Annotated in this window: 24 protein-coding genes; 16 read left to right on the top strand and 8 right to left on the bottom strand. The window is 37.7% G+C overall.

The window, feature by feature from the left end; translation table 11 throughout:
* Nucleotides 1-9 precede the first annotated feature (9 nt).
* Nucleotides 10-465, bottom strand: a complete 456-nt coding sequence (locus tag R2Q70_RS15035; RefSeq protein WP_316808384.1) for a hypothetical protein — start codon at nucleotides 463-465, stop codon at nucleotides 10-12.
* 341 nt (nucleotides 466-806) lie between these two features.
* Nucleotides 807-1,169 carry a glyoxalase gene (locus tag R2Q70_RS15030; protein WP_316808383.1) on the bottom strand — a complete coding sequence of 121 codons (363 nt, stop codon included), beginning with the start codon at nucleotides 1,167-1,169 and terminating at the stop codon, nucleotides 807-809.
* A gap of 419 nt (nucleotides 1,170-1,588) precedes the next feature.
* Here R2Q70_RS15030 and R2Q70_RS15025 point away from each other — a divergent pair, with 419 nt between their 5' ends.
* Nucleotides 1,589-2,173 (top strand): YceI family protein, encoded by a 585-nt coding sequence (locus R2Q70_RS15025; protein ID WP_316808382.1) that lies wholly within the window; start codon nucleotides 1,589-1,591, stop codon nucleotides 2,171-2,173.
* 414 nt (nucleotides 2,174-2,587) lie between these two features.
* On the opposite strand, the gene R2Q70_RS15020 is transcribed toward R2Q70_RS15025, so the two are convergent.
* Nucleotides 2,588-3,352 (bottom strand): MBL fold metallo-hydrolase, encoded by a 765-nt coding sequence (locus R2Q70_RS15020; RefSeq protein WP_316808381.1) that lies wholly within the window; start codon nucleotides 3,350-3,352, stop codon nucleotides 2,588-2,590.
* A gap of 52 nt (nucleotides 3,353-3,404) precedes the next feature.
* Here R2Q70_RS15020 and recJ point away from each other — a divergent pair, with 52 nt between their 5' ends.
* From recJ to R2Q70_RS14980, 8 genes are all read left to right on the top strand, one after another.
* Nucleotides 3,405-5,114, top strand: a complete 1,710-nt coding sequence (recJ, locus tag R2Q70_RS15015; RefSeq protein ID WP_316808380.1) for a single-stranded-DNA-specific exonuclease RecJ — start codon at nucleotides 3,405-3,407, stop codon at nucleotides 5,112-5,114.
* A gap of 169 nt (nucleotides 5,115-5,283) precedes the next feature.
* Nucleotides 5,284-6,024: an LPS export ABC transporter ATP-binding protein gene (lptB, locus tag R2Q70_RS15010; protein WP_316808379.1), complete on the top strand. Its 741-nt coding sequence runs from the start codon at nucleotides 5,284-5,286 to the stop codon at nucleotides 6,022-6,024.
* A gap of 25 nt (nucleotides 6,025-6,049) precedes the next feature.
* Nucleotides 6,050-7,573 (top strand): GH3 auxin-responsive promoter family protein, encoded by a 1,524-nt coding sequence (locus tag R2Q70_RS15005; RefSeq protein ID WP_316808378.1) that lies wholly within the window; start codon nucleotides 6,050-6,052, stop codon nucleotides 7,571-7,573.
* Between the two features lie 10 nt (nucleotides 7,574-7,583).
* Nucleotides 7,584-7,994: a hypothetical protein gene (locus R2Q70_RS15000; RefSeq protein WP_316808377.1), complete on the top strand. Its 411-nt coding sequence runs from the start codon at nucleotides 7,584-7,586 to the stop codon at nucleotides 7,992-7,994.
* A 73-nt stretch (nucleotides 7,995-8,067) separates the two neighbouring features.
* Complete coding sequence (locus tag R2Q70_RS14995) at nucleotides 8,068-8,502, top strand: YkvA family protein (protein ID WP_316808376.1); 435 nt, start codon at nucleotides 8,068-8,070, stop codon at nucleotides 8,500-8,502.
* Complete coding sequence (locus R2Q70_RS14990; protein ID WP_316808375.1) at nucleotides 8,483-8,806, top strand: DUF2752 domain-containing protein; 324 nt, start codon at nucleotides 8,483-8,485, stop codon at nucleotides 8,804-8,806. Before R2Q70_RS14995 ends, R2Q70_RS14990 begins: the two co-directional genes overlap by 20 nt.
* Nucleotides 8,807-8,808: 2 nt before the next feature.
* Nucleotides 8,809-9,276 carry a CCC motif membrane protein gene (locus tag R2Q70_RS14985; RefSeq protein WP_210405087.1) on the top strand — a complete coding sequence of 156 codons (468 nt, stop codon included), beginning with the start codon at nucleotides 8,809-8,811 and terminating at the stop codon, nucleotides 9,274-9,276.
* A gap of 99 nt (nucleotides 9,277-9,375) precedes the next feature.
* Entirely contained in the window at nucleotides 9,376-9,786 is a 411-nt protein-coding gene (locus R2Q70_RS14980) for a BrxA/BrxB family bacilliredoxin (protein ID WP_010602776.1), read from the top strand.
* A gap of 115 nt (nucleotides 9,787-9,901) precedes the next feature.
* Here the strand turns inward: R2Q70_RS14980 and cdaA are convergent, their stop codons facing one another.
* Nucleotides 9,902-10,693 carry a diadenylate cyclase CdaA gene (gene cdaA / locus R2Q70_RS14975; RefSeq protein ID WP_010602775.1) on the bottom strand — a complete coding sequence of 264 codons (792 nt, stop codon included), beginning with the start codon at nucleotides 10,691-10,693 and terminating at the stop codon, nucleotides 9,902-9,904.
* Between the two features lie 46 nt (nucleotides 10,694-10,739).
* Nucleotides 10,740-11,594, bottom strand: coding sequence for a dihydropteroate synthase (folP, locus tag R2Q70_RS14970; protein ID WP_316808374.1), 855 nt, complete (start codon nucleotides 11,592-11,594; stop codon nucleotides 10,740-10,742).
* A 99-nt stretch (nucleotides 11,595-11,693) separates the two neighbouring features.
* On the opposite strand from folP, the gene R2Q70_RS14965 reads away from it, so the two are divergent.
* The 4 genes from R2Q70_RS14965 to R2Q70_RS14950 are packed head-to-tail and all read left to right on the top strand — an operon-like array spanning nucleotide 11,694 to nucleotide 15,051.
* A complete protein-coding gene (locus R2Q70_RS14965) occupies nucleotides 11,694-12,239 on the top strand; it encodes a DUF1599 domain-containing protein (protein ID WP_316808373.1) in 546 nt (181 codons plus the stop codon).
* Between the two features lie 3 nt (nucleotides 12,240-12,242).
* On the top strand, nucleotides 12,243-13,394 hold the full coding sequence (locus R2Q70_RS14960; RefSeq protein WP_316808372.1) for a BT_3928 family protein: 1,152 nt from the start codon (nucleotides 12,243-12,245) through the stop codon (nucleotides 13,392-13,394).
* Nucleotides 13,394-14,452, top strand: coding sequence for an ABC transporter permease (locus R2Q70_RS14955; RefSeq protein ID WP_316808371.1), 1,059 nt, complete (start codon nucleotides 13,394-13,396; stop codon nucleotides 14,450-14,452). Before R2Q70_RS14960 ends, R2Q70_RS14955 begins: the two co-directional genes overlap by 1 nt.
* A 56-nt stretch (nucleotides 14,453-14,508) precedes the next feature.
* Complete coding sequence (locus R2Q70_RS14950) at nucleotides 14,509-15,051, top strand: shikimate kinase (RefSeq protein WP_316808370.1); 543 nt, start codon at nucleotides 14,509-14,511, stop codon at nucleotides 15,049-15,051.
* A gap of 20 nt (nucleotides 15,052-15,071) precedes the next feature.
* Here the strand turns inward: R2Q70_RS14950 and crtD are convergent, their stop codons facing one another.
* The 3 genes from crtD to R2Q70_RS14935 are packed head-to-tail and all read right to left on the bottom strand — an operon-like array spanning nucleotide 15,072 to nucleotide 18,765.
* Entirely contained in the window at nucleotides 15,072-16,553 is a 1,482-nt protein-coding gene (gene crtD / locus R2Q70_RS14945) for a 1-hydroxycarotenoid 3,4-desaturase CrtD (RefSeq protein ID WP_316808369.1), read from the bottom strand.
* A gap of 4 nt (nucleotides 16,554-16,557) precedes the next feature.
* Nucleotides 16,558-18,261: a M28 family peptidase gene (locus R2Q70_RS14940; protein ID WP_316808368.1), complete on the bottom strand. Its 1,704-nt coding sequence runs from the start codon at nucleotides 18,259-18,261 to the stop codon at nucleotides 16,558-16,560.
* Between the two features lie 45 nt (nucleotides 18,262-18,306).
* A complete protein-coding gene (locus R2Q70_RS14935) occupies nucleotides 18,307-18,765 on the bottom strand; it encodes a DoxX family protein (RefSeq protein WP_316808367.1) in 459 nt (152 codons plus the stop codon).
* Between the two features lie 216 nt (nucleotides 18,766-18,981).
* On the opposite strand from R2Q70_RS14935, the gene R2Q70_RS14930 reads away from it, so the two are divergent.
* From R2Q70_RS14930 to R2Q70_RS14920, 3 genes are all read left to right on the top strand, one after another.
* Entirely contained in the window at nucleotides 18,982-19,092 is a 111-nt protein-coding gene (locus R2Q70_RS14930; protein WP_025145553.1) for a hypothetical protein, read from the top strand.
* 173 nt (nucleotides 19,093-19,265) lie between these two features.
* Nucleotides 19,266-20,675, top strand: coding sequence for a 23S rRNA (uracil(1939)-C(5))-methyltransferase RlmD (gene rlmD, locus R2Q70_RS14925; protein WP_316808366.1), 1,410 nt, complete (start codon nucleotides 19,266-19,268; stop codon nucleotides 20,673-20,675).
* A 97-nt stretch (nucleotides 20,676-20,772) separates the two neighbouring features.
* Complete coding sequence (locus R2Q70_RS14920; protein ID WP_316808365.1) at nucleotides 20,773-21,183, top strand: hypothetical protein; 411 nt, start codon at nucleotides 20,773-20,775, stop codon at nucleotides 21,181-21,183.
* Nucleotides 21,184-21,209: the final 26 nt, after the last annotated feature.

The raw sequence follows: 21,209 nt of genomic DNA, 5'->3' as shown, positions 1-21,209 counted from the left end.
GTGCAAAGGTTATTTCGCTAATAGCAAACCATCAGCATTAACATTGTAGCCCTGAATTTTAATCTGATCATTTTCTGCAGTTAAGGTCAATGTTTCTTTGGATTGAAATTTGGTTCGCTCAACCAGGTAGTACAAAACATAGGTTGCTGATGATTGAGTGCCTTTTATTACTTTCGATTCCCAATGATCGAGTTTTTTGCTTTTAATTTCTCCTAGCTTGTTCAGCGTTCCACTTAAATAGTTGTTTAATTTTTCAGCGCTGGTTACGGCTTTAAATTGCGTACTCAATAAGGGATTTACTTTTTGAAACTCCTTTTTTTGAAGCAGGGTATAAAATTCATCAGCCACTTTTTCTGCAGCTTTTTTATCTTCTTCACGGTTGATGTAGGTGCCGCTAAAATTGCAGCTGATTAAGGTAAGTAATAGGCTTGATGTAAGTAAAACTGAGAAAAATTTGTTTTTCATGAGCGATAATTTTTTATGAATATAAAATAATCTTTTTAAACATTACTTTTCCTCGGTGTTTTATGGATCTATGTCTAAAAAACTTCCAGATTTTTTTATCTTTTCTATAAGCGCATTAGCATAGGCTCATTGCTATCTTAGAGGAGGCTTTTGTCATGCTGAGGCACGAAGCATCTGTTTCTTCTGCTGCAGATGCTTCGTACCTCAGCATGACAGAATATTCAGGGCTGCTACAATTTCAAGTATTTCTTGTTCTATTTTTAAAAGGTTATCGACAAGCTCAGACTGACAGAAAATTTTTTAAATCAATCGAACTAGAGGAGGACATTAAATTCCAACCATTAATAAAAAGCTCCAAAATGCCACAAAATTCCCGAAGGATCGTGTAGAAAACATTCGCTGCCCCAGCTTTCATGTCTTATGGATGTTAACCTCACATTTTCATATTTACTGACTAAATCCAATTCCAGAAGCTCATGATAGACCCGATCAACATCATCAACTTCCATAAAAATCATGGTGTTATCTACCCAATCTTTAACGTATGCATTTTGCAGGTAGAAAGCCATTTCACCACTTTTAAAAACAGAGAGGTTTTCACCCAAGGTTACTTCTTCGAAACCTAAATCACGGTAGAATTTTCTTGAAATTTCAAAGTCCCTGGCTCCAATAAACGGGCGGATTGATTTTGCTTGGTGCTTCATATCGTTAATAAAAGTAAACGAATATAAAAATAAAGGTTAGACATATTGCAACCCAAAATAGCAGCACCAACTTCTTAACTAAACGGGATTGAAATGATATCCTTTTTAAATAGTACAAACATTCAACACGCTGTTATGCTGAGGCACGAAGCATCTGCAACCCATGAAACAGATGCTTCGTGCCTCAGCATGACAAAGGTTGTTTTAAAAAGATTTAATGAAAAGCCCGACTAACGCTAATTGTACCTCAGAAACTGCTTTCCAAATCAAAAAAAATAACGCTGTTTAAACCTCCACCCAATTTTAAAGTCAATAGAGTGCTTTTTGTAAATTGGATTATTTTTGAAAAAACTTAACATACATCAATAACTACCAATCTATCTTAAGCATATCTTTGTATCAAATTAAAAAACCAAAAAATGAAATTAAAAATCTCTTCAATCTTTTTGTTAGTTGCAGTTGTGTCTTTATCAGCTTTTACAACTATTAAACCAGTTACTTACACTGTAGATGCAGCAAAATCAACCATCACCTGGATTGGTAAAAAAGTAACAGGTTCTCACAACGGAACAATCTCTTTACAATCAGGAACTTTAAATGTTGATGGTAAAAAAGTAACAGGTGGTACTTTCACTATCGATATGAATTCAATTAAAGATGCTGATGGTAGCGCTAAATTAGAAGGTCACTTAAAAGCAGATGATTTCTTCGGTACAGCTAAATTTCCAACTTCAACTTTCGTAATTACTAAAGTTGCTGGCTCAGGTGCTGCGTTAACTGTAACCGGCAATTTAACCATCAAAGGCATTACTAAACCAGTAACTTTTCCTGCAACCGTTGCTGTAAATGCAGATGGTACAGTTTCGGCTTTGGCTGGTAAAATTCTTGTTGATAGAACTAAATATGATATCCGTTACGGTTCAAAATCTTTCTTCGATAGCATTGGCGACAAAGCAATTGATGATAACTTCGAAATCGGTGTGAAATTAGTAGCTAAAAAATAATTTTCCAGGTCTTGGAAAAGGGAAAGGTCTCGATGCAAATCGAGACCTTTTTTTTTAAAACGTTATTGCGAGGCACGAAGCAATCTTATTTACACGATAGAATTTTTTGAAATTTTGGAAAGCAACTGTTGAGCAATTTTTAAGGTTTGTTCCCGCTATTCGCTACAATCTTTTTCAAACCTATAAGGTTTTGAAAACCTTATAGGTTTAATCAAAAGTATTTCCGCTGCTATCGGGTTTAAAAACCAACAGCACTGCAAGAAACATAAGTTGTAAATTTCAGGTTTGGCTAAAGCCCTGCCGGCTTTATTTAGTTCCGTCAGTTGAAATTGACGGCAATGAAACTTAAGACCGCTGGGTTTTTACTTTAAGCTTTCAACTTTTCACTTTCAACTTTGAACTTTCATCTCTCAGCTATCTAATTTTAAACCCACCATCTACCTCATCAATAAAGCCGGTTGCCTGTTCTTTGCTATGGTAAAACAAACATTCCCAATTCTCAGCTGCGGCTCTTTTTCCAAATTCCTTGCGTAATTCCATCGCCTTGCGGCCATCGAAATCATATTTTGCAATGAAATTTTTAATGAGTTCTCCAGGTTCTGGTAAAACATCGCCACCAAAAAACACCTTGCTACTGCCTTCGGTTAACAGGAAAACCTGATGGTTAGGGCAATGTGCTCCGGTAAATTCAAAAGCAATGTTTTCATCTAAATTTCCATCTCCTTCAATAAATTTTAACTGTGCGTTGCGTTGCAAAAACTCAAAAATATCGGTGTGGTAAGACGAGGAAGTGCTGCTAAAGGCCGTTTCCCACTCCCCACGGTTAATCACATATTCTGCATCAGGGAAACTGAGTTCGGTTTTATCACCAAGTTGGTGAATCATTCCCCCAGCATGATCATAATGTAAATGCGACATCAAAACTTTTGTCACATCTGTTGGGTCGAAACCTGCGTTTCGGATGTTTTTATGAAGAATTAATTCGCCGTGATCGTCGCTAAAGCCTAAACCTGTATCAAAAAGGATTAAATCATTTTTTAACTCAACCAGAAAAGGCTGAACATTGATGAATAAAGAGGCCGGGCGATCTTTAAAACTATGAATGGCAGAATCGAAAGGAATAAATTTTTTGGAGGCATCTACAGAATAGGTGCCTTCGAATAAGGTATGAACTTGCAAAATGTAGAGATTTAAATTAAAAAAGTATATTTACTGTTCGGAAACAAATATAATGGAAAAAAGATGGGTGCTGACATCAAATTGTAATGATGACACGGTAAAGAAATTAGCAGAACAACTCAATATAGATCAATCACTTTCGCGAATTTTAGTACAAAGAAACGTTTGTGATTTTGATCAGGCAAAGTATTTTTTCAGACCAGAATTAGATCATCTTCATGATCCTTTCTTGATGAAAGACATGGATAAGGCCATCGAAAGAATTGAAAAAGCTTTGGCCACTCACGAAAAAATTCTTATTTATGGCGATTATGACGTAGATGGCACCACATCTGTAGCATTAGCTTTTAGTTTTTTCTCTCAACTTACAGAAAATATAGAATATTACATTCCAGATCGCTATTTAGAAGGTTACGGAATTTCCACAGCAGGTATTGACTATGCCAGCCAAAATGGTTTTTCGTTAATTGTTGCTTTAGATTGCGGAATAAAATCCATCGATAAAATTGAATACGCCAACAACTTAGGCATCGATTTTATTATTTGTGATCACCATTTGCCAGGTGATGAATTGCCAAAAGCGGTGGCGGTTTTAGATCCTAAACGTTCGGATTGCGAATATCCTTTTAAAGAACTGGCAGGTTGTGGCATCGGTTTTAAACTGGCGCAGGCTTATGCGCAAAAACATAACTTGCCTGCAGAAACCTATTTGCAATATCTTGACCTGGTAATGGTGAGCATTGCAGCAGATATCGTTCCGGTTGTTGGAGAAAACAGAATTTTGGCCTATTATGGGTTGAAGAAATTGAATACCAATCCTTGTGAAGGGTTGCGGGCCTTGATGGAAGTATCAGGAAAAACCGAAAATTACACCATTACCGATGTGGTATTCACTTTAGGTCCGAGGATTAATGCAGCCGGCAGAATCGATCATGCTAAACATGCCGTAGCCATGTTGCTCTGCCAGGTAGATGGCAATTCGCTGGAGCAAAGTGAAATGATCAACCTTAAAAATACCGAACGAAAAACTTACGACCAGGACATTACGCGTGAAGCTTTGGCCTTAATTGGCGATAGTGAGGTCTTAATCAACAGAAAAACTACCGTTGTTTTTAATGAAAACTGGCACAAAGGCGTAATCGGAATTGTGGCCTCTCGTTTAACCGAAAAATATTATCGCCCAACCATTGTTTTGACTAAATCAAATGGTCATGTGGCAGGTTCTTGTCGTTCCGTTGTGGGTTTTGATTTGTATGAGGCTTTGAGCGGCTGCGCTGAGTTTTTGGATCAATATGGGGGTCATAAATTTGCGGCAGGCTTAACCATGCAGGAACAAAATGTAACTGCCTTTGCCGATAAGTTTGAGGAGATTGTTTCAGCAAGTATTACTGAGGAATTGTTAACCCCGATGATAAAAATTGATGCTGAAATTGATCTCGCTCAAATTGACGGGAAATTTTTTCGCGTACTGTCACAAATGGGGCCTTTCGGACCAGAAAATATGGCTCCCGTTTTTGTAACACATGGTGTTTATTTAGATCGATATGCCATGGCCGTTGGTGCAAATCATCTAAAAATTAATATAAAGCAACAAAATTCACCTATTTTTGAGGGCATTGCCTTTGGATTGGCAGAATTTCAAAATCTCTTACAACCAAAAGTTCCATTTTCTGTTTGTTATACTATTGAAGAAAATGTGTGGAGAGATAAGAAACGTTTGCAACTCAATATAAAAGGAATAAAGGTAAAAGAGCAAGGATAAAAGAGTAAAGAATAAGGATAAAAGAGTAAAGAACAAGGATAAAGTAGCGAAGACTCATGTTCAGCATCTTTATAAAAAATTCTGAAATAAATTCAGAATAACGGAATGTGAAAATTATAGATTTGGATTTATGGAATCGTAAATCGTAAATCAAAAATCGTAAATAAGAATGATATTAAGAGCCGAAAATCTGGTTAAAAAATATAAGCAGCGTACTGTTGTAAACGATGTTTCATTTAATGTGAGCCAGGGTGAAATTGTTGGGCTCTTGGGTCCGAATGGGGCAGGTAAAACCACTTCTTTCTATATGATTGTGGGTTTGATTAAACCAAACGAAGGGCGCATTTTCTTGGAGGATGAAGACATCACGGAAGATGCGATGTATCGCAGGGCACAAAAAGGGATTGGTTATCTGGCTCAGGAAGCATCAGTTTTCAGGAAACTAACTGTCGAAGATAACATTCTGGCCATTTTGGAAATGAGTAACATGACCAAAGAGGAGCAAAAAGATAAACTGGAAGAACTGATTAACGAATTTAGTTTACATAAGGTTCGTAAAAACCGGGGCGACCTTTTATCAGGAGGGGAAAGAAGAAGAACCGAAATTGCTCGTGCTTTGGCGGCAAATCCGAATTTTATCCTTCTGGACGAACCCTTTGCCGGGGTAGACCCAATTGCGGTAGAAGAAATTCAAAGCATTGTAGCAAAACTAAAACATAAAAATATTGGTATATTGATTACCGATCACAATGTTCAGGAAACACTTTCCATTACCGATAGGGCATATCTGCTTTTCGAAGGAAAAATTCTTGAACAAGGTGTTCCAGAGGTTTTGGCAGAAAATGAGATGGTAAGAAAAGTATATTTAGGTGCTAATTTCGTATTGAAGCGTAAGAAGTTTGAGGTGTAAATATGATTTGTTGTAAAAAATAATTATGGCAATTGTAAATTCAATTTTTACCTGGTTAATGAAAAAGCGGATCCACCAGATCGAGCTTTTCATGAAATACCCACATGACGTACAACAAGAGTGGTTTCACACCTTAATAGATAGTGCTGAAAACACCGAATGGGGAAAAATGTATGACTATAAATCAATTTTAACCCCCCAGCAATTTCAGGAACGCGTACCCATCCAAAATTATGATACGCTGAAGCCTTACATCGAAAGGATGTTGGCAGGTGAACAAAATATCTTGTGGCCTTCTGATATTAGATGGTTTGCAAAATCTTCAGGAACCACCAGCGATCGAAGTAAATTTATTCCCGTTTCTCAGGAAAGTTTAGAGGAATGCCACTTTAAAGGTGGAAAGGATATGCTTTCCATTTATTGCAATAACCGGCCGGATAATCAGATGTTTACCGGGAAAGGATTGGTTTTGGGTGGAAGCCATCAGGTAAATCAGTTAAACGAAGATTGTTTTTACGGTGATTTATCAGCTGTGCTGATTAAAAATCTTCCAATTTGGGCAGAATTTTACCGTACACCCGATATGTCTATTGCTTTAATGGACAATTACGAGATAAAAATGGACCGGATGGCTGAAGCTACGATCCATGAAAATGTAACCAGTATTTCGGGTGTGCCTACCTGGACAATTGTTTTGGCCAAAAAAGTTTTGGAACTTACCGGCAAGAATAATTTATTAGAAGTATGGCCTAACCTCGAAGTTTACATACATGGAGCGGTAAATTTTGCCCCATACCGCGAACAGTTTAAGCAGCTTATTCCTTCAAACGATATGTATTATTTGGAAACTTATAATGCTTCTGAAGGTTTTTTTGGTATTCAGGATCAGGATGATTCTGATGAAATGCTGCTGATGCTCGATTATGGAATTTTTTATGAATTTATCCCAATGGAAAATATTGGCGATGAAAACCCTAAGGCATTATTGCTTGGAGAGGTAGAGTTGCATAAAAACTACGCCATTGTAATTTCTACCAATGGTGGTTTATGGCGATACATGATTGGTGATACCATACAATTCACATCACTTGCTCCATACCGGATAAAAATTACCGGACGTACCAAACATTTTATAAATGCCTTCGGTGAAGAGGTAATTATCGATAATGCTGAACAGGCATTAACTAAAGCTTGTCTGGCTACGGGGGCAGAAATTAAAGACTACACAGCGGGTCCCATTTATTTTGAAGGCGAAAAAGCAGGCGGGCATGAATGGATTATCGAATTTGATAAACAACCGAACGATTTTGAGCAATTTATCGATGTAATGGATAATACTTTACGTGAGGTTAATTCTGATTACGACGCGAAGAGGTTCAAGGATATGGCGCTTTGCAGGCCAACGGTACATAATGCTCCGGCCAATACTTTCTACAATTGGTTAAAGGCTAAAGATAAGTTAGGTGGGCAACATAAAGTTCCGCGTTTAGCTAACGAAAGAAAATACATTGACGATATTTTGGAAATGATGAGTGCATCGGCGGCCTAAATAAGACATTATGTGGACTAAAATAGTTGTCGTCTTTCTGGTATTAGGAACATTAAGTTTTAAAACGGTTGCTCAGATTAAAGAAAGTTATAAGGCTAAAATCGCTTATAAAATTGTAGAAACTTTGCCCAGATGCAGGCAGCTAACAAAAGGATTATATGAACGGGTAATTAAAAATGGGGGAACATCATACGGCCTGATGCTGGAGTCGAGCCCGAATCCTAAAACTGATCCGTCACAAGGCTACGCTAAAACCTATAATTTTAACTTACATGAAAGTTATGCTGATAGAATGCCGATTATTGCCAGGTTTGTGTTCGATCCCATTAAGAAACAATTGTTTGAAGAAGACACTGCAAATGATAAACTAATTCCTATTTCATTTGATAAAAAGTTACTCATTTCATTCTACCGAAAGTAACCGGTTTCTGGTAAATGTTAAAAATAGCATACGGGTTTAATCTTTTTGGACGTTAATTTGTAAAGCATTATTTATGAGGTTTAACAGAAAGAAAATACTTGATTTTTTTAGAAAGTCTGAAAACAGGGCGGCGCTAATTTTGGATGACAAATCGAAAGCCAGTAGCACAATTAAAGATGCCTTGGGTAAAGCCATCACCAATAAGGGAGAGCTGGAAGGCGTTTGGGTAAAAATGCTCCTGTTGTTTGGTGTGGCAAAAGATTATGTAAACGGTGAGTATACAGAAATTCCGAAAAGATCAATTGTTGCAATTTTGGGCGGATTGATTTATTTTCTTTCTCCGCTGGATATTGTTCCGGATTTTGTTCCATTGCTCGGTTTCATAGACGATATTTTTGTGCTAAACCTGGTTTATAAACAGGTGCTGAAAGATTTGGAGGAATACAAAGTTTGGAAAGATGCTCAAATCAAAATTATTGGAAATATAAATGATCCTGCAGCAACTTAGCTTTCTCGATTGGTTAAATAGCCATCTTTTTGCTTGCCCTTTTAAAAGTTATTTTGGTTTAGACTGCCCTGGCTGCGGTTTGCAACGCTCTTTGATTGCACTATTAAAAGGTGATTTATCAGCTTCATTTAAGTTTTATCCTGCAACTATTCCTTTAATAGCCCTAATCATTTTTACTTTGTTACACCTAAAGTTCGATTTTAAGTTTGGTGCAGCGCTAATCAAAATTTCATTTTTTGCTGTTGCAGTAATTGTACTAATCAACTACATTTATAAAATATACAATCATCAACTTACCGCTTAAGTATGTCAGAAGAACAGGAAAATACCCCGAAAAATAATCCTATCGATTTAAATAAACCTGAACAACCGGCTAATCCACCCTCAGGTTTTGGTCCGATTACACCTCCGCCTTTTCAACAACAACCTCCGTTTGGACAATTTGGTGGCGGAATGGGGCAGCAGAATCTTCCAAATTCTACCGTAGCATTAGTATTGGGGATTTTGGCGCTTCCAGCTTGTTGTTTCTATGGTATCTTCGGATTAATCTTTGGAATCATTGCCTGGGTTTTAGGTGCTGGAGATGTTAAAAAGTATCAGCTTAATCCTGGCGTATACACAGAATCGTCATTTAAAAATGCCAAAGCTGGAAAAATTTGTGGTATGATTGCCACGATATTAAGCATACTTTTTATAGTAGTTGTTGTGCTAGTTGTAGCAGGAGCGATTACAAATCCCGAAGCCTACGATAGATTTTTTAGAGGCTTTAAATAGCAGTTTTAATTTTACCTTAAAAATATAAATCGGATGGTACATGCCATCCGATTTTGTTATTTTTGTACCATTCAAATTGTAAATAAAAATCTTAAGATAATGTATCCAGAATATTTAGTAGAGCCAATGCGTAAGGAATTAACCAACGTAGGTTTTCAAGAGTTAAAAAACGCAGAAGAGGTAGATCAGGCCATTAAGGGTGAAGGAACGGTGTTAGTGGTTGTCAACTCAGTATGTGGTTGTGCAGCAGCAAATGCTCGTCCGGCGGCCAGAGCAGCAGCAGCACATGAAAAACACCCTGACAAATTAGTAACAGTTTTTGCTGGTATGGAAAGAGAAGCTGTAGATCAAGCTAGAAATTACATGATGCCTTTTCCTCCATCATCTCCAGCAATGGCTTTATTTAAAGATGGTAAATTGGTTCACATGATTGAACGCCACCAAATTGAAGGCAGACCAGCAGCAATGATTGCTGATAACCTGATTGGTGCTTTTGAGCAATATTGCTAGTTTAGATAAAAGAATAAAGAGCAAGGATTAAAGATGTTATTTTTAATCCTTGTTTTTTTTGAGGTTTATTGTCTTTGTTCCTTGTTCTTTGCTCCTTGTTCTTTTATCTTTGCTCCTAAAAATCTTTATTTAACAACTTCTCCAACTCTCCGAAAGAAACATTCATCCTCACGCGGCCTTGTTTGGCGTAAGATATTTCACCTGTTTCTTCTGAAATAATTACCGCAACGGCATCCGTAGTTTCCGAAACGCCAATTCCAGCCCGGTGTCTCAAACCAAATTGCGATGGCAACTGATCGTTATCCGTTAAAGGTAAAATGCAACTCGCACTCTTAATTTTATTTTCTGAAATCACTACTGCCCCGTCATGCAATGGACTGTTTTTTTGAAAAATACTTTCCAGTAAGCGCTTGGATATTTTCGCATCAACTACCTCACAGCTGTTGGCGAAAAACTGTTCATCATAAAATTTTACAAAAACAATTAAAGCCCCGGTACGGGTTTTCTTCATCGTTTTACAAGCATCGATGATGGGTTTTATTCGGGTTAAGTTGTTCCTTTCTATTTCTTTTCTGCCAAACAAATAACCCCACCAGGCTTTGTTTTTTTGAAGGAATGCATTTTTGCCAATAAGCAAAAGGAAACGTCTGATTTCTGGATGAAAAATTACAATTAAAGCGATGATGCCCACGCTCATAAATTTCTCTATGATGGTGGTTAATAATTCCATGTGAAGGGCTTTCACTATCCAGTAAAACACTGTGATAATGAACATTCCAACGAGTAAATTTACGGCTAAGGTATTGCGAATGAGTGTGTAAACGTAGTAGATCAAAATCGCAACCAGCACAATGTCAACTACATCAGTTGGCGATACCTTAAGAAAATCAAAATCAAAACCTTTCATCAGCCACAAGATAGTTCTTTTTGGTTAATTGTTTAAATGTAGTAAATTAAGTGTCAAGCATTTCTACCAGCTTCACGCATTCCACTGCTTCTCTAACATCGTGAACACGCAAAATACCAGCTCCTTTTTGTAAGGCAATGGTGTTTAAAACACTTGTTCCATTTAGCGCTTCTGCAGCTGTATTGCCCAAAACTTTATGGATCATTCCTTTTCTGGAGAAGCCCGCCAAAATGGGTAACTTAAATATTTTAAAAGCTTCCATCTCATTCAATAATTGATAGTTATGTGCAATTGTTTTTCCAAAACCAAAACCCGGATCGATAATTACATCATGAATTTTTAGCGAACGCAGCGCTGCAATTTTTCTTGCCAGATAATCTATAACTTCTAGTGTTACGTTTTGATACGTTGGGTTTTGTTGCATCGTTTGAGGTGTTCCCTGCATGTGCATTATCATGTATGGAACCTGCAGTCTGGCAACGGTTTCAAACATTTTTGCATCCATATCTCCGGCAGAAATATCGTTCACCAGGTGTGCGCCTGCATAAATGGTTTCTTCGGCTACTTTTGCCCGAAATGTATCAATCGATATAATGGCTTCAGGAAACATTTTCGAAATCGCTTCCACGACTGGTATTAGCCTATGTAATTCTTCATCAGCTGGAATATCAGTAGCTCCAGGTCGCGATGAATAACCTCCGATATCGATAAAAGTTGCGCCTTCCTGCAAAAATTTCTCTGCTTGAGAAAGCGCTTCGGAAACTGATTTGGTTCTGCTGTTGCTGTAAAAAGAATCTGGCGTAATGTTTAAGATTCCCATCACTTTAGGCTTGCTCAAATCAATTAACCTGCCTTTTACATTGAGGCTTTTTTTGGGTTCGAAAAAGTTTTTTTCCTCCATAATAAACCCTTGCGGGATTTGGGTTTCGCTTTAAAAATGTATCTTTAGCTTTTGTTCTTTAGCAACAAAAATACATTAAAACTAAATAATTTACCCGAATTGGCACAAACAAATACCGCTATAGAATTTGATGAAGTGATCGCTGTTTGCAGATCGCTATTCCTTAAAAAAACAAAAGATTATGGAACTGCCTGGCGCATTTTACGACCAAGCTCCATCACCGATCAGATTTTTATTAAAGCGCAGCGCATCCGCACATTGGAAGAAAAAAAGGTGAGCCTGGTAGGGGAGAACATCACTTCAGAATACATAGGCATTGTTAATTATTGTGTTATCGCGATGATGCAACTAGAATTGTCAGAGGCTGATCCGAATGAGATGCCCTATGAACGGGTAGAAACATCATTTGAAGAAAAAGTTAGCGAAACAAAGGATTTAATGTTCGCAAAAAATCATGATTATGGCGAAGCCTGGAGAGATATGCGCATTAGCTCATTAACTGATTTGATTTTAATGAAAATATTCCGCGTAAAACAAATAGAAGATAACGAAGGGCAAACATTAGCATCTGAAGGTGTTAAAGCAAACTACCAGGATATGCTCAACTATTCGGTATTTGCGCTGATCAAATTAGGAGTAAAATAAATAATGAAGAATATAATCTTAAGCATTTCAAGAATTTTTGTTGGCGTTCTCTTTATATTTTCAGGTTTAATTAAAGCCAATGATCCGCTGGGATTTGGTTATAAATTACAGGAATATTTCGAGGTTTTTCACATGAACTTTCTGAGCGGTTTGGCAACTGGTATCGCCATATTGCTTTGTACGCTTGAGATTGTACTCGGTGCACTGTTACTTCTTGGATTTTGGAGCAGGAAGGTTGCCTGGGGATTGTTGCTTTTAATTATCTTTTTCACGCTATTAACCTTTGTTTCAGCCGCCTTTAAAGTAGTTACCAGCTGTGGCTGTTTTGGAGATGCCATTCCGCTTACTCCTTGGCAATCTTTCAGTAAAGATCTGGTTTTATTGGTTTTGATTGTCGTGATTTTCATTTACAAAGACCGTATTCGGCCATTATTTAAAAAGGAGGCAGCGCAAAGGAATATTGCAATAGCTGTTACTTTAATTGCGTTGGGTTTTGGGATTTTCACTTACAACGTTCTGCCGATCATAGATTTTTTACCTTATAAAGTGGGGTCGCATATTCCTTCTCAAATGGTTATCCCTCCCGGAGAAAAGCCGGATGAGTATGAAATCATGTATCACCTTGTGAATAAAAAAACCAAGGAAGAAAAAGACATGAGCGACAAAGCTTATTTGAAAACAGAAATCTGGAAAGACAATAATTGGGAAATTGTTGGTGAGCCTGTACAACGCTTAGTGAAGAAAGGTTATGAACCGAAAATTAAAGATCTAAAAATTACCGATGCTTCCGGGACTGATTATACCAAAGAATTGATTGAGAACCCGTACTATAGTCTGGTTTATGTAGCCTACGATTTAAGAAACACCAATCAGGCGGCGATAGGCAAACTAAATGCTTTGGCTATCAATGCTACGCAACAATTTAATATTCGTACAGTATTGTTAACGGCAAATTCCGCTCAAGATGCAGAGGCTTTTATTAAGCAGAATAACCTTTTTTCAGAAGTGTTTTATGCTGATGCTGTTCCGTTGAAAAGTATGGTTAGGGCTAATCCTGGTGTGTTATTGCTAAAAAATGGTGTGGTAGTAAACAAGTGGCATTTCCATAATGTTCCTACCTTTGATCAGCTCAGCAGAAAATATTTCGATAAATAATGATTGGATATGCCATAAAAAAACTGCTGTATGGATTGCTGGTGATGGCCGGTGTCGTACTGGTTGTTTTTGTGCTGTTTAATATTTTGCCTGGTGATCCGGCGAGGATGACGATGGGACAAAGAGCTGATGTGCAATCGCTGGAAGCTGTTCGGAAGGAGTTTGGTTTAGACCGATCGAAACCAATGCAGTTTGTACTGTATGTAAATGATTTATCTCCAGTTAGTGTATTGGATAATGATAGCACCACTCAGGCCAAATATCATTATGCCAAATTAATCAACTTCGATCAGAAGGCATTGGTAATTAAATGGCCTTATTTGCGTAGTTCTTATCAAACCAAACGCGATGTCACGGCGATCCTTTCGGAAACCGTTCCAAATACTTTTATCCTGGCACTCACCGCGATGATTTTCGCCACAATTATTGGCGTGTTTTTGGGCGTGCTTTCCGCTGTTTACAAAGATTCGTGGATCGATAAATCGGCAAATGCTTTTGCTATTCTGGGTATTTCTGCACCTTCGTTTTTTGCCGGAATTATTATTGCCTGGCTATTTGGTTTTGTACTCAGCGACTTTACGGGGCTGAAAATGAGTGGCAGCTTGTATTCTTATGACCCATTTAGTGGAGAAATTCTGACTTTAAGAAACCTTTGGTTGCCAATGATTACGCTGGGGTTAAGGCCACTTGCAATTATTGTTCAATTAACAAGAAGTGCCATGCTTGATGTACTGGCTCAAGATTATATTCGCACAGCCCGGGCAAAAGGTTTAAGTAGAAATGCCATTATTTATAAACATGCTTTAAAAAACGCCATGAATCCTGTGATTACGGCCATTTCGGGCTGGTTCGCGTCGCTGCTGGCCGGTTCGTTTTTTGTGGAATATATTTTTGGATATAACGGATTGGGGAGAACAACGGTAAGCGCACTGGAAATGTCTGATTTTCCTGTCGTAATGGGATCGATACTATTTATTGCTTTTGTTTTTGTTGTGATTAACATCCTTGTGGATATTCTTTATGCATATGTTGATCCAAGGGTGAAGTTAACCTCTTAGCTCCCTGAAAGGCATGATGAAAAGCATTATTTAAAAAATTAATTTTTATACATTATATGAACGGTGGAAATTCAGGTTCCTTTTTAAAGTTGGAAGGTTTAATTTTCCTGATCGGATACATGGGTTGCGGCAAAAGTACGAAGGCTAAACAATTGGCGCATCGTTTAGAATGTCCGGTGATAGACCTCGATGCAGAAATCGTAAGTAAATCTGGCAAAACCATAGCTGAATTTTTTGAGGCTTATGGTGAAAGCGGTTTTAGAGATTTTGAAAGCGAAATGCTTAAAACTTTCGATTATCCATCAACTTGTGTGGTGGCAACTGGAGGAGGTTTACCCTGCTTTTTTGATAATATGGATTGGATGAATGAAAACGGGAAAACTGTTTATCTTCAAATGGAACCTGCTGCCTTAGTTTCCCGATTACACAACCGCCAGAAACGCCCATTGATCAAAGACCTGGATGATGAACAGCTACTGGAATTTATAAAAGTTAAATTAAAAGAGCGGGAACCGTTCTACACAAAAGCCAAAGTAATTGTTGATGCTTTCGATTTGGATGCTGAGAAATTAGAAGAAACGATAAGAAGAATTGGCTAATTAGCTCATTTATCAATTAGCTAACTTAATAAGTTTTCATCTATTATTTTTGCAGACAGTAAAGCCAAAGGTATTCCTCCGCCAGGATGCACGCTTCCCCCGCAAAAGAAAAGTCCTTTAATTTTCGAAGAAAAATTTGGATGTCTTAAAAATGCGGCAAACTGGCTGTTTGAACTGTTGCCATAAAGTGAACCCTGGAAAGAACCTGTTTTCAACTCAATACTGCGAGGATCTAGAATTTGTTCACAAACAATTTTTTCAGCGACATCTATTTTTAAAATACCACTTATTTTTTTGAGGATATTTTGCCTCGCTATGCTAATCAGTTCATCCCAGTTCTGACCATTATTTGCCGGAACATTAATCATTACAAACCAGTTTTCACAGTCGGTTGGTGCATCTTCTTTGAGGTGTTTGGAAGTAATATTGATGTATATCGTAGGATCTTGGTAAATGGTTTTATCTTTCCATATGCAGTCAAATTCAGCCTTGTAATCTTCGGCGAAGAGAATATTATGCAAACCCAATTCAGGATAGTTTCCTTTTACACCCCAATAGAAAATCAAAGCAGAACTGCTTCTTTGCTGTGCCAGCAACTTCTCTGGTGCCTTCAAACTTTTTAAAAGGTTTCTGTACGTAAACCAAATGTCGAGGTTGGAGATAACTACCTCTGCATTATAAACTTGATTTTCACATCTAATGCCTGTTACCTTGTTTGCCCTGCCTTCAGTTTGATAAATGATTTCATCGACTTTAGCACTGAAATGAAATTTTACGCCTAAATCTTGTGCTAATTTTAAAAGGGAAGTGGTAATACTAAACATTCCTTTTTTTGGCAGGTAAGCACCAAAGTGGTATTCAAAATGAGGAATAACATTCAAGGTAGCCGGTGCCTGATAGGGATTTGAGCCGTTGTACGTGGCATACCTGTTGAACAGTTGTGCAATTCTTTCATCTTTAAAAAAATGTTGGTTAGCCTTTGCCTGTGTTCTGAAAGCATCAATTTTACCAAAGCGAAATACTGATTGAAGTGTATCCCAATGTAAATAGCTTTTAATTTTATGAAGTGATCTTTGTAAAAATACTTTGTTCGTTACTTCATAAATCGTTTGGCTTTTTTTGATGAAATGATGAATTTCTTTTGCACCTGAACGTGTTTTTTGTTCAATTTCATTAGCAAATTTATCCAGATCGGCATGAGCAATCAGCTGCAATCCATCTTCATAAAAATACCGGCAAACCTCATCTAGTTTTTCATACTCAAAGTAATCTTTAGGATTTTTTCCAGCCAGTTTAAAAAGCTCATCCACATATTCTGGCATGGTAAATAAACTCGGGCCGGCATCAAACCTAAAACCTTGTAAGTTTATTTCAGCCAGTTTTCCGCCTGGAGCATCATTTGCCTCGAACACTTCAACCTGATAACCTTTTACAGACATCCGGATGGCTGCGGCAATTCCTGCAATTCCTGCTCCGATAATTATTGCTTTTGGTTTAGGCATGGGTTTACTTCAAACCCTCCAAATAAATTTTTGTTTGTTTTTCAACTTCGTTTGTGGCGAATTTTATTGCCGATCCTACACGGGTTGTCTCGGCCTTAACCGGCATTTTGTTGATGGTTGCTAAAGCGTCAACATACCATTTGCTCCAGGTAGCGATAATATGTATTTCATCAGCAACAGCTTTACCTTTTGCAATGGCATATTTACTTAGCTCAAACTCAGTCTTTAAACGAATCAACGCATCATCTTTCACCTGCGAAACGGTTGTTATCGCCATTTGTTCATCAGCCGAAATTAAACTATAGGCAGCCGTTAATCCGCTAATTCCCACGTTTTTCATTTCAGTGGCCGAAACCTTATCAATCCGATCGTTATCGGTATGATAAAAGACATCGGTAAAATGCCACATCAATAAACCTGGAATTTTATTTTGCAAAAATGGAGTATGGTCGCTGCCGCCTTCAAACGGATTATAGTTCACTGTCCAGTTTGCAAATTTGCCTTGTGCTTTACAGATATCAAAAATAAAGTCGTTAAAATAATGAGGAAACAGGTCTTTTTCGGTTACATTTCCAGCGCCCCATTCCGTATGTTTATCCTTTCCCCTGGTCCAGATAGCAGATGGATCAGGCATTTTTTCAATCAGGAATGAACCACCGGTTTTCTTGGTGTCTTCGCCTACCATATCCAAACTCATGCCCCACATAATGCCTTTCGCCCGGCTGGTATCTTCCACAATATACCTTCTGGTCGATACAATTTCATCGCCCCACAAAAAAGTTAGGGTGCGTTGTGGCGCAATCTTTTTGGCCTGATAACGTGCTGCAGTGAGCCTGGCCATTTCAGCCAATGTGCCCACACCACTGGCATTGTCATTTGCCCCGGGCTCTTGCACATGGGCGCTGAAAACGAAACGCTCATCAGGTTTTATGCTTCCTTTTACATTCGCTACAATGGTTAGTTCTTCAGATGGATAAATTTTGGTTTGAATATTAACTTTCAATTTTGTAGCGCCTTTTAAACAAGCAGCCTTAAGTTTTTCTTTCGCAGCATAAGATAGCAGTAAGGTCCAAACCTCACTGTTGGCTTTCATGCTTCCAAACTGAATGGAAGTTTGATGAACTTCTGGTTGTGTATATTTGGGCATTGCATAGCCCAGTACACCAATTGCGCCGGCATTGGTTGCTAATTGCAATAGCCTGGAAGGATGATTTTCGGAAAATATTATTTTACCTTTAAGATCAAGTTTTGCCAAATCGGCTGCTGATGTTTTTTCAAGAAAAATGGCTTCAGCGGTAACGCCATCTGCAGGGGTAGAGCCGCAATTTATCGGAGTCATATTGCGGTTCGTTTTAAAGGAAATCAGTGGCTGTGTTTCTCCAACAATATCAATATTTGCATCAACGGGCTCCCAGGTATTATTTTTCATGGGGCGTTTTTCAATGCGGTAGGTTAGCGGAGCTTCTAATTCGTTTTGTTTTTGTTGTACAAAACCTGCTTTTTTTAAGATGTTCTCTACATAATAAATACTGGCATTGAAACCGCTGTTGCCAGGTACACGAAAATATTTTTCTACAAATGCGGTGGTTTCGTAAGCATTTTTTTCATCGAAACCATTTCGGGTTAATTTGAAATAATCCTGAGTTGAGGTCTGGGCGTAACTTGTCAATCCCGCTAAGAGCAGTGCAAAAAGTATCTTAATTTTCATTGTCAGTAATAAAGCTGAAAGATACTAAGAATATTCAATCTAGCTTTAAGTGTATCGCTTTCCGTTTTTGTGTTTCAAACCTTCATCAACCGATAGCGGTCCTGAGCCAACCACCCAAAACATGATGAGTAAGAAAAGTACAAGTACTGATAGCCATAACTCCGAATTTGGTGCTGAAAATCCCGGCGTGAGGTTAACGAAAAATACGGCGAACAGCAAAATCGGAATTTGAATTACCACTGCGAAACGCGTAACCAGACCCAGTGTGATTAAAATGCCACCAACCAAATGCGCAAAAGCTACCACATGAATGCCGACACTAATTATCATCCCTGAAAAGCCAAATACATTGTTTTGAGTGATTAAATTTTGTAAAACCGATGTGTCGCTGATAAACGAAACACCTTTGCCAAAAATAGTTAGCCCGAGAACAATACGTAAATAATCGAGCCATTTTGCGTGATGAACATCTCCCCAATGTTCAATTTTCCGGATTACGTTCATGATGAACCTCCATTTTTAGTGAATGATATATTAAGTTACGAAATAATATCGCAAAACGGAATTAATGTATTGAAAATCAATACGTCAGGGTATTCAGTATATAATGGACAATCAAGTTTTAACTTATTGATGTAAAATTAACATAAATTTAATTTATACCGTTTCGGTTTTCGGTATGAATTTTGTATTATTGTTAAAATAGATAGGTTTTTTATCATGAGCAAAGAAATATTAGAGTTTTCTGTACAAGTAGATGAGAAATTTGACCTAAAATTTAATTGGTTAGATGGCTTTTGGGGAGCTGCATTTAAATTTTTTGGAAAATAATTTTTTAAAGTAAATTTTGTTCTTTCAGCTAGCTTACTGATTACAAATTCGTGTGCCTCATATTTTCTGAATTTTTCTCCAATAGCTGTAATCATAGCCTAATTATTTGTATTCATTCTGACATTAGCTTTCCACTTTAGTCTTTCAGCTTTTACCCTTATCTTTGCAAAATAATGAGTAGAAGAAAACCAGGTACGGTAACCATAGTTCCAAACGTACAAATCATTGATATCGCTGAAGAAGGTAAAGGGGTTGGCAAAGCCGATGAATTAGTAATATTTGTCGATAAGGCTGTGCCTGGAGATGTAGTTGACGTTCGCTTAACAAAAAAGAAAAAGAATTTCGCAGAAGCCATTATTGATCAACTGCATGAAAAATCTGCCTTGCGTACCGATCCTTTTTGCGCTCACTTCGGAACCTGTGGGGGTTGCAAATGGCAGCACATGGGTTATGATTCTCAACTGAAATTTAAGCAAAAAAATGTGGAAGCGGCACTGCAGCGCCTTGGCAAAGTAGATACTTCCAACGCTGAGCCGATTTTGGGTTCTGCGAAAAATAAATATTACCGCAATAAACTGGAGTTTACGTTTTCTAATAAGCGCTGGCTCGAGAAAACTGATGTAGAACGCGACGAAGATTTTGATATGAATGCGTTGGGATTTCATGTTCCTTTGCGTTTTGACAAAATTTTGGATATCGAGCATTGCTATTTGCAGGATGAGCCGTCTAACTCCATCAGAAATGCGGTTCGTAAGTATGCCTTGGAAAATGAATTGTCATTTTATGATTTACGTAATCACGAAGGTGTGTTGCGTAATTTGATTATTCGTACTTCCAGCACCGGAGAAGTAATGGTGGCAGTTGTATTTGCCTATCCAGAGCAAAGTCAGGTAGAGGGATTAATGAATTTCTTGCAAGTTGAATTTCCACAAATTACCTCGTTGTTATACATTATCAACCAAAAGAAGAATGATACGATATTCGATCAGGAAGTAAATGTTTTTGCTGGTCGAGATCATATTTTTGAGGAAATGGATGGCATCAGATTTAAAATTGGTGTGAAATCTTTCTACCAAACCAATTCTGAGCAAGCTTTTGAATTGTATAAAATTACCCGTGATTTTGCCGAATTTAAAGGCGATGAACTGGTTTATGACTTGTACACAGGGGCAGGAACCATCGCTAATTTCGTAGCCAAAAATGTTAAGCAGGTGGTTGGGGTAGAGTATGTGCCAACAGCTATAGAAGATGCGAAATTCAATTCACAATTAAATGGAATTGATAATACCATTTTTTATGCTGGTGATATGAAAGATATTCTGACGGCAGAATTTGTTTTGGCTCACGGCAAGCCTGATGTAGTGATTACCGATCCGCCTAGAGCGGGTATGCATGCAGATGTTGTACAGCGTTTGCTGGAAATGGAATCGGAAAAAATTGTATATGTAAGCTGTAATGCGGCTACGCAGGCCAGAGATTTGGAAATGTTAAGTGCCAAATATGAGGTTGCCCGCATTAAGCCGGTAGATATGTTTCCACATACGCAACACGTAGAAAATGTGGTTTTGTTAAGATTGAAGTAATACAATAATTGAATTTTGAATAAGTGAATGATAGAATATGGCAGGTGCCTGTAAACATTCATTCACTCAATTTTTCAAAATTCAATAATTCAACAATATGGATAGAGAAGAATTATTAGGCGCAACGCCTGAAGATAGCGGGGCACCGCAAAAGAAGCAGGAAAGTCCTTTGGTAAGTTTAGAAAAAGACCTGGAGTTTTATGCAGATGCGATTAAAGAAGTTGCCATTGAAATTATGGTTGAGGGAATATCTGCTCATCCTATTTTTATTGCGCATCAGCACACCGTTAACATTGGTGAATTAATTTTAAATAAAGAAGAACTAAATACCGATTGGACAATTCAGGCCTCAACATTAGAAGAGTTTGTTGAAAAAGGAATTATCAATAAAGAAAAGAAAGAATCGTTTTTAAAGGTTTACAAAAAAACTGAAGATTTTATGTGTGTATTTGTAATTGTTCCGGAAGGCGCAAATTTCATTTATTACCCATATAAAGCTAAAAGGTAATATCATAATTAGTATAATAAAAAAAG

The organism is Pedobacter agri, assembly GCF_032678665.1.
GTDB classification, from domain to species: Bacteria; Bacteroidota; Bacteroidia; order Sphingobacteriales; family Sphingobacteriaceae; genus Pedobacter; species Pedobacter agri_A.
Note: the sequence above shows the minus strand (reverse complement) of the source record. Positions and strands in the feature narration are given on the sequence as shown.

What these genes read in the sequence shown, in the direction of transcription:
- R2Q70_RS15035 (WP_316808384.1), bottom strand. Translation starts at nt 465, where the DNA reads ATGAAAAACAAATTTTTCTCAGTTTTACTTACATCAAGCCTATTACTT.
- R2Q70_RS15030 (WP_316808383.1), bottom strand. Translation starts at nt 1,169, where the DNA reads ATGAAGCACCAAGCAAAATCAATCCGCCCGTTTATTGGAGCCAGGGAC.
- R2Q70_RS15025 (WP_316808382.1), top strand. Translation starts at nt 1,589, where the DNA reads ATGAAATTAAAAATCTCTTCAATCTTTTTGTTAGTTGCAGTTGTGTCT.
- recJ (WP_316808380.1), top strand. Translation starts at nt 3,405, where the DNA reads ATGGAAAAAAGATGGGTGCTGACATCAAATTGTAATGATGACACGGTA.
- lptB (WP_316808379.1), top strand. Translation starts at nt 5,284, where the DNA reads ATGATATTAAGAGCCGAAAATCTGGTTAAAAAATATAAGCAGCGTACT.
- R2Q70_RS15005 (WP_316808378.1), top strand. Translation starts at nt 6,050, where the DNA reads ATGGCAATTGTAAATTCAATTTTTACCTGGTTAATGAAAAAGCGGATC.
- R2Q70_RS15000 (WP_316808377.1), top strand. Translation starts at nt 7,584, where the DNA reads ATGTGGACTAAAATAGTTGTCGTCTTTCTGGTATTAGGAACATTAAGT.
- R2Q70_RS14995 (WP_316808376.1), top strand. Translation starts at nt 8,068, where the DNA reads ATGAGGTTTAACAGAAAGAAAATACTTGATTTTTTTAGAAAGTCTGAA.
- R2Q70_RS14990 (WP_316808375.1), top strand. Translation starts at nt 8,483, where the DNA reads ATGATCCTGCAGCAACTTAGCTTTCTCGATTGGTTAAATAGCCATCTT.
- R2Q70_RS14985 (WP_210405087.1), top strand. Translation starts at nt 8,809, where the DNA reads ATGTCAGAAGAACAGGAAAATACCCCGAAAAATAATCCTATCGATTTA.
- R2Q70_RS14980 (WP_010602776.1), top strand. Translation starts at nt 9,376, where the DNA reads ATGTATCCAGAATATTTAGTAGAGCCAATGCGTAAGGAATTAACCAAC.
- cdaA (WP_010602775.1), bottom strand. Translation starts at nt 10,693, where the DNA reads ATGAAAGGTTTTGATTTTGATTTTCTTAAGGTATCGCCAACTGATGTA.
- folP (WP_316808374.1), bottom strand. Translation starts at nt 11,594, where the DNA reads ATGGAGGAAAAAAACTTTTTCGAACCCAAAAAAAGCCTCAATGTAAAA.
- R2Q70_RS14960 (WP_316808372.1), top strand. Translation starts at nt 12,243, where the DNA reads ATGAAGAATATAATCTTAAGCATTTCAAGAATTTTTGTTGGCGTTCTC.
- R2Q70_RS14955 (WP_316808371.1), top strand. Translation starts at nt 13,394, where the DNA reads ATGATTGGATATGCCATAAAAAAACTGCTGTATGGATTGCTGGTGATG.
- R2Q70_RS14950 (WP_316808370.1), top strand. Translation starts at nt 14,509, where the DNA reads ATGAACGGTGGAAATTCAGGTTCCTTTTTAAAGTTGGAAGGTTTAATT.
- crtD (WP_316808369.1), bottom strand. Translation starts at nt 16,553, where the DNA reads ATGCCTAAACCAAAAGCAATAATTATCGGAGCAGGAATTGCAGGAATT.
- R2Q70_RS14940 (WP_316808368.1), bottom strand. Translation starts at nt 18,261, where the DNA reads ATGAAAATTAAGATACTTTTTGCACTGCTCTTAGCGGGATTGACAAGT.
- R2Q70_RS14935 (WP_316808367.1), bottom strand. Translation starts at nt 18,765, where the DNA reads ATGAACGTAATCCGGAAAATTGAACATTGGGGAGATGTTCATCACGCA.
- R2Q70_RS14930 (WP_025145553.1), top strand. Translation starts at nt 18,982, where the DNA reads ATGAGCAAAGAAATATTAGAGTTTTCTGTACAAGTAGATGAGAAATTT.
- rlmD (WP_316808366.1), top strand. Translation starts at nt 19,266, where the DNA reads ATGAGTAGAAGAAAACCAGGTACGGTAACCATAGTTCCAAACGTACAA.
- R2Q70_RS14920 (WP_316808365.1), top strand. Translation starts at nt 20,773, where the DNA reads ATGGATAGAGAAGAATTATTAGGCGCAACGCCTGAAGATAGCGGGGCA.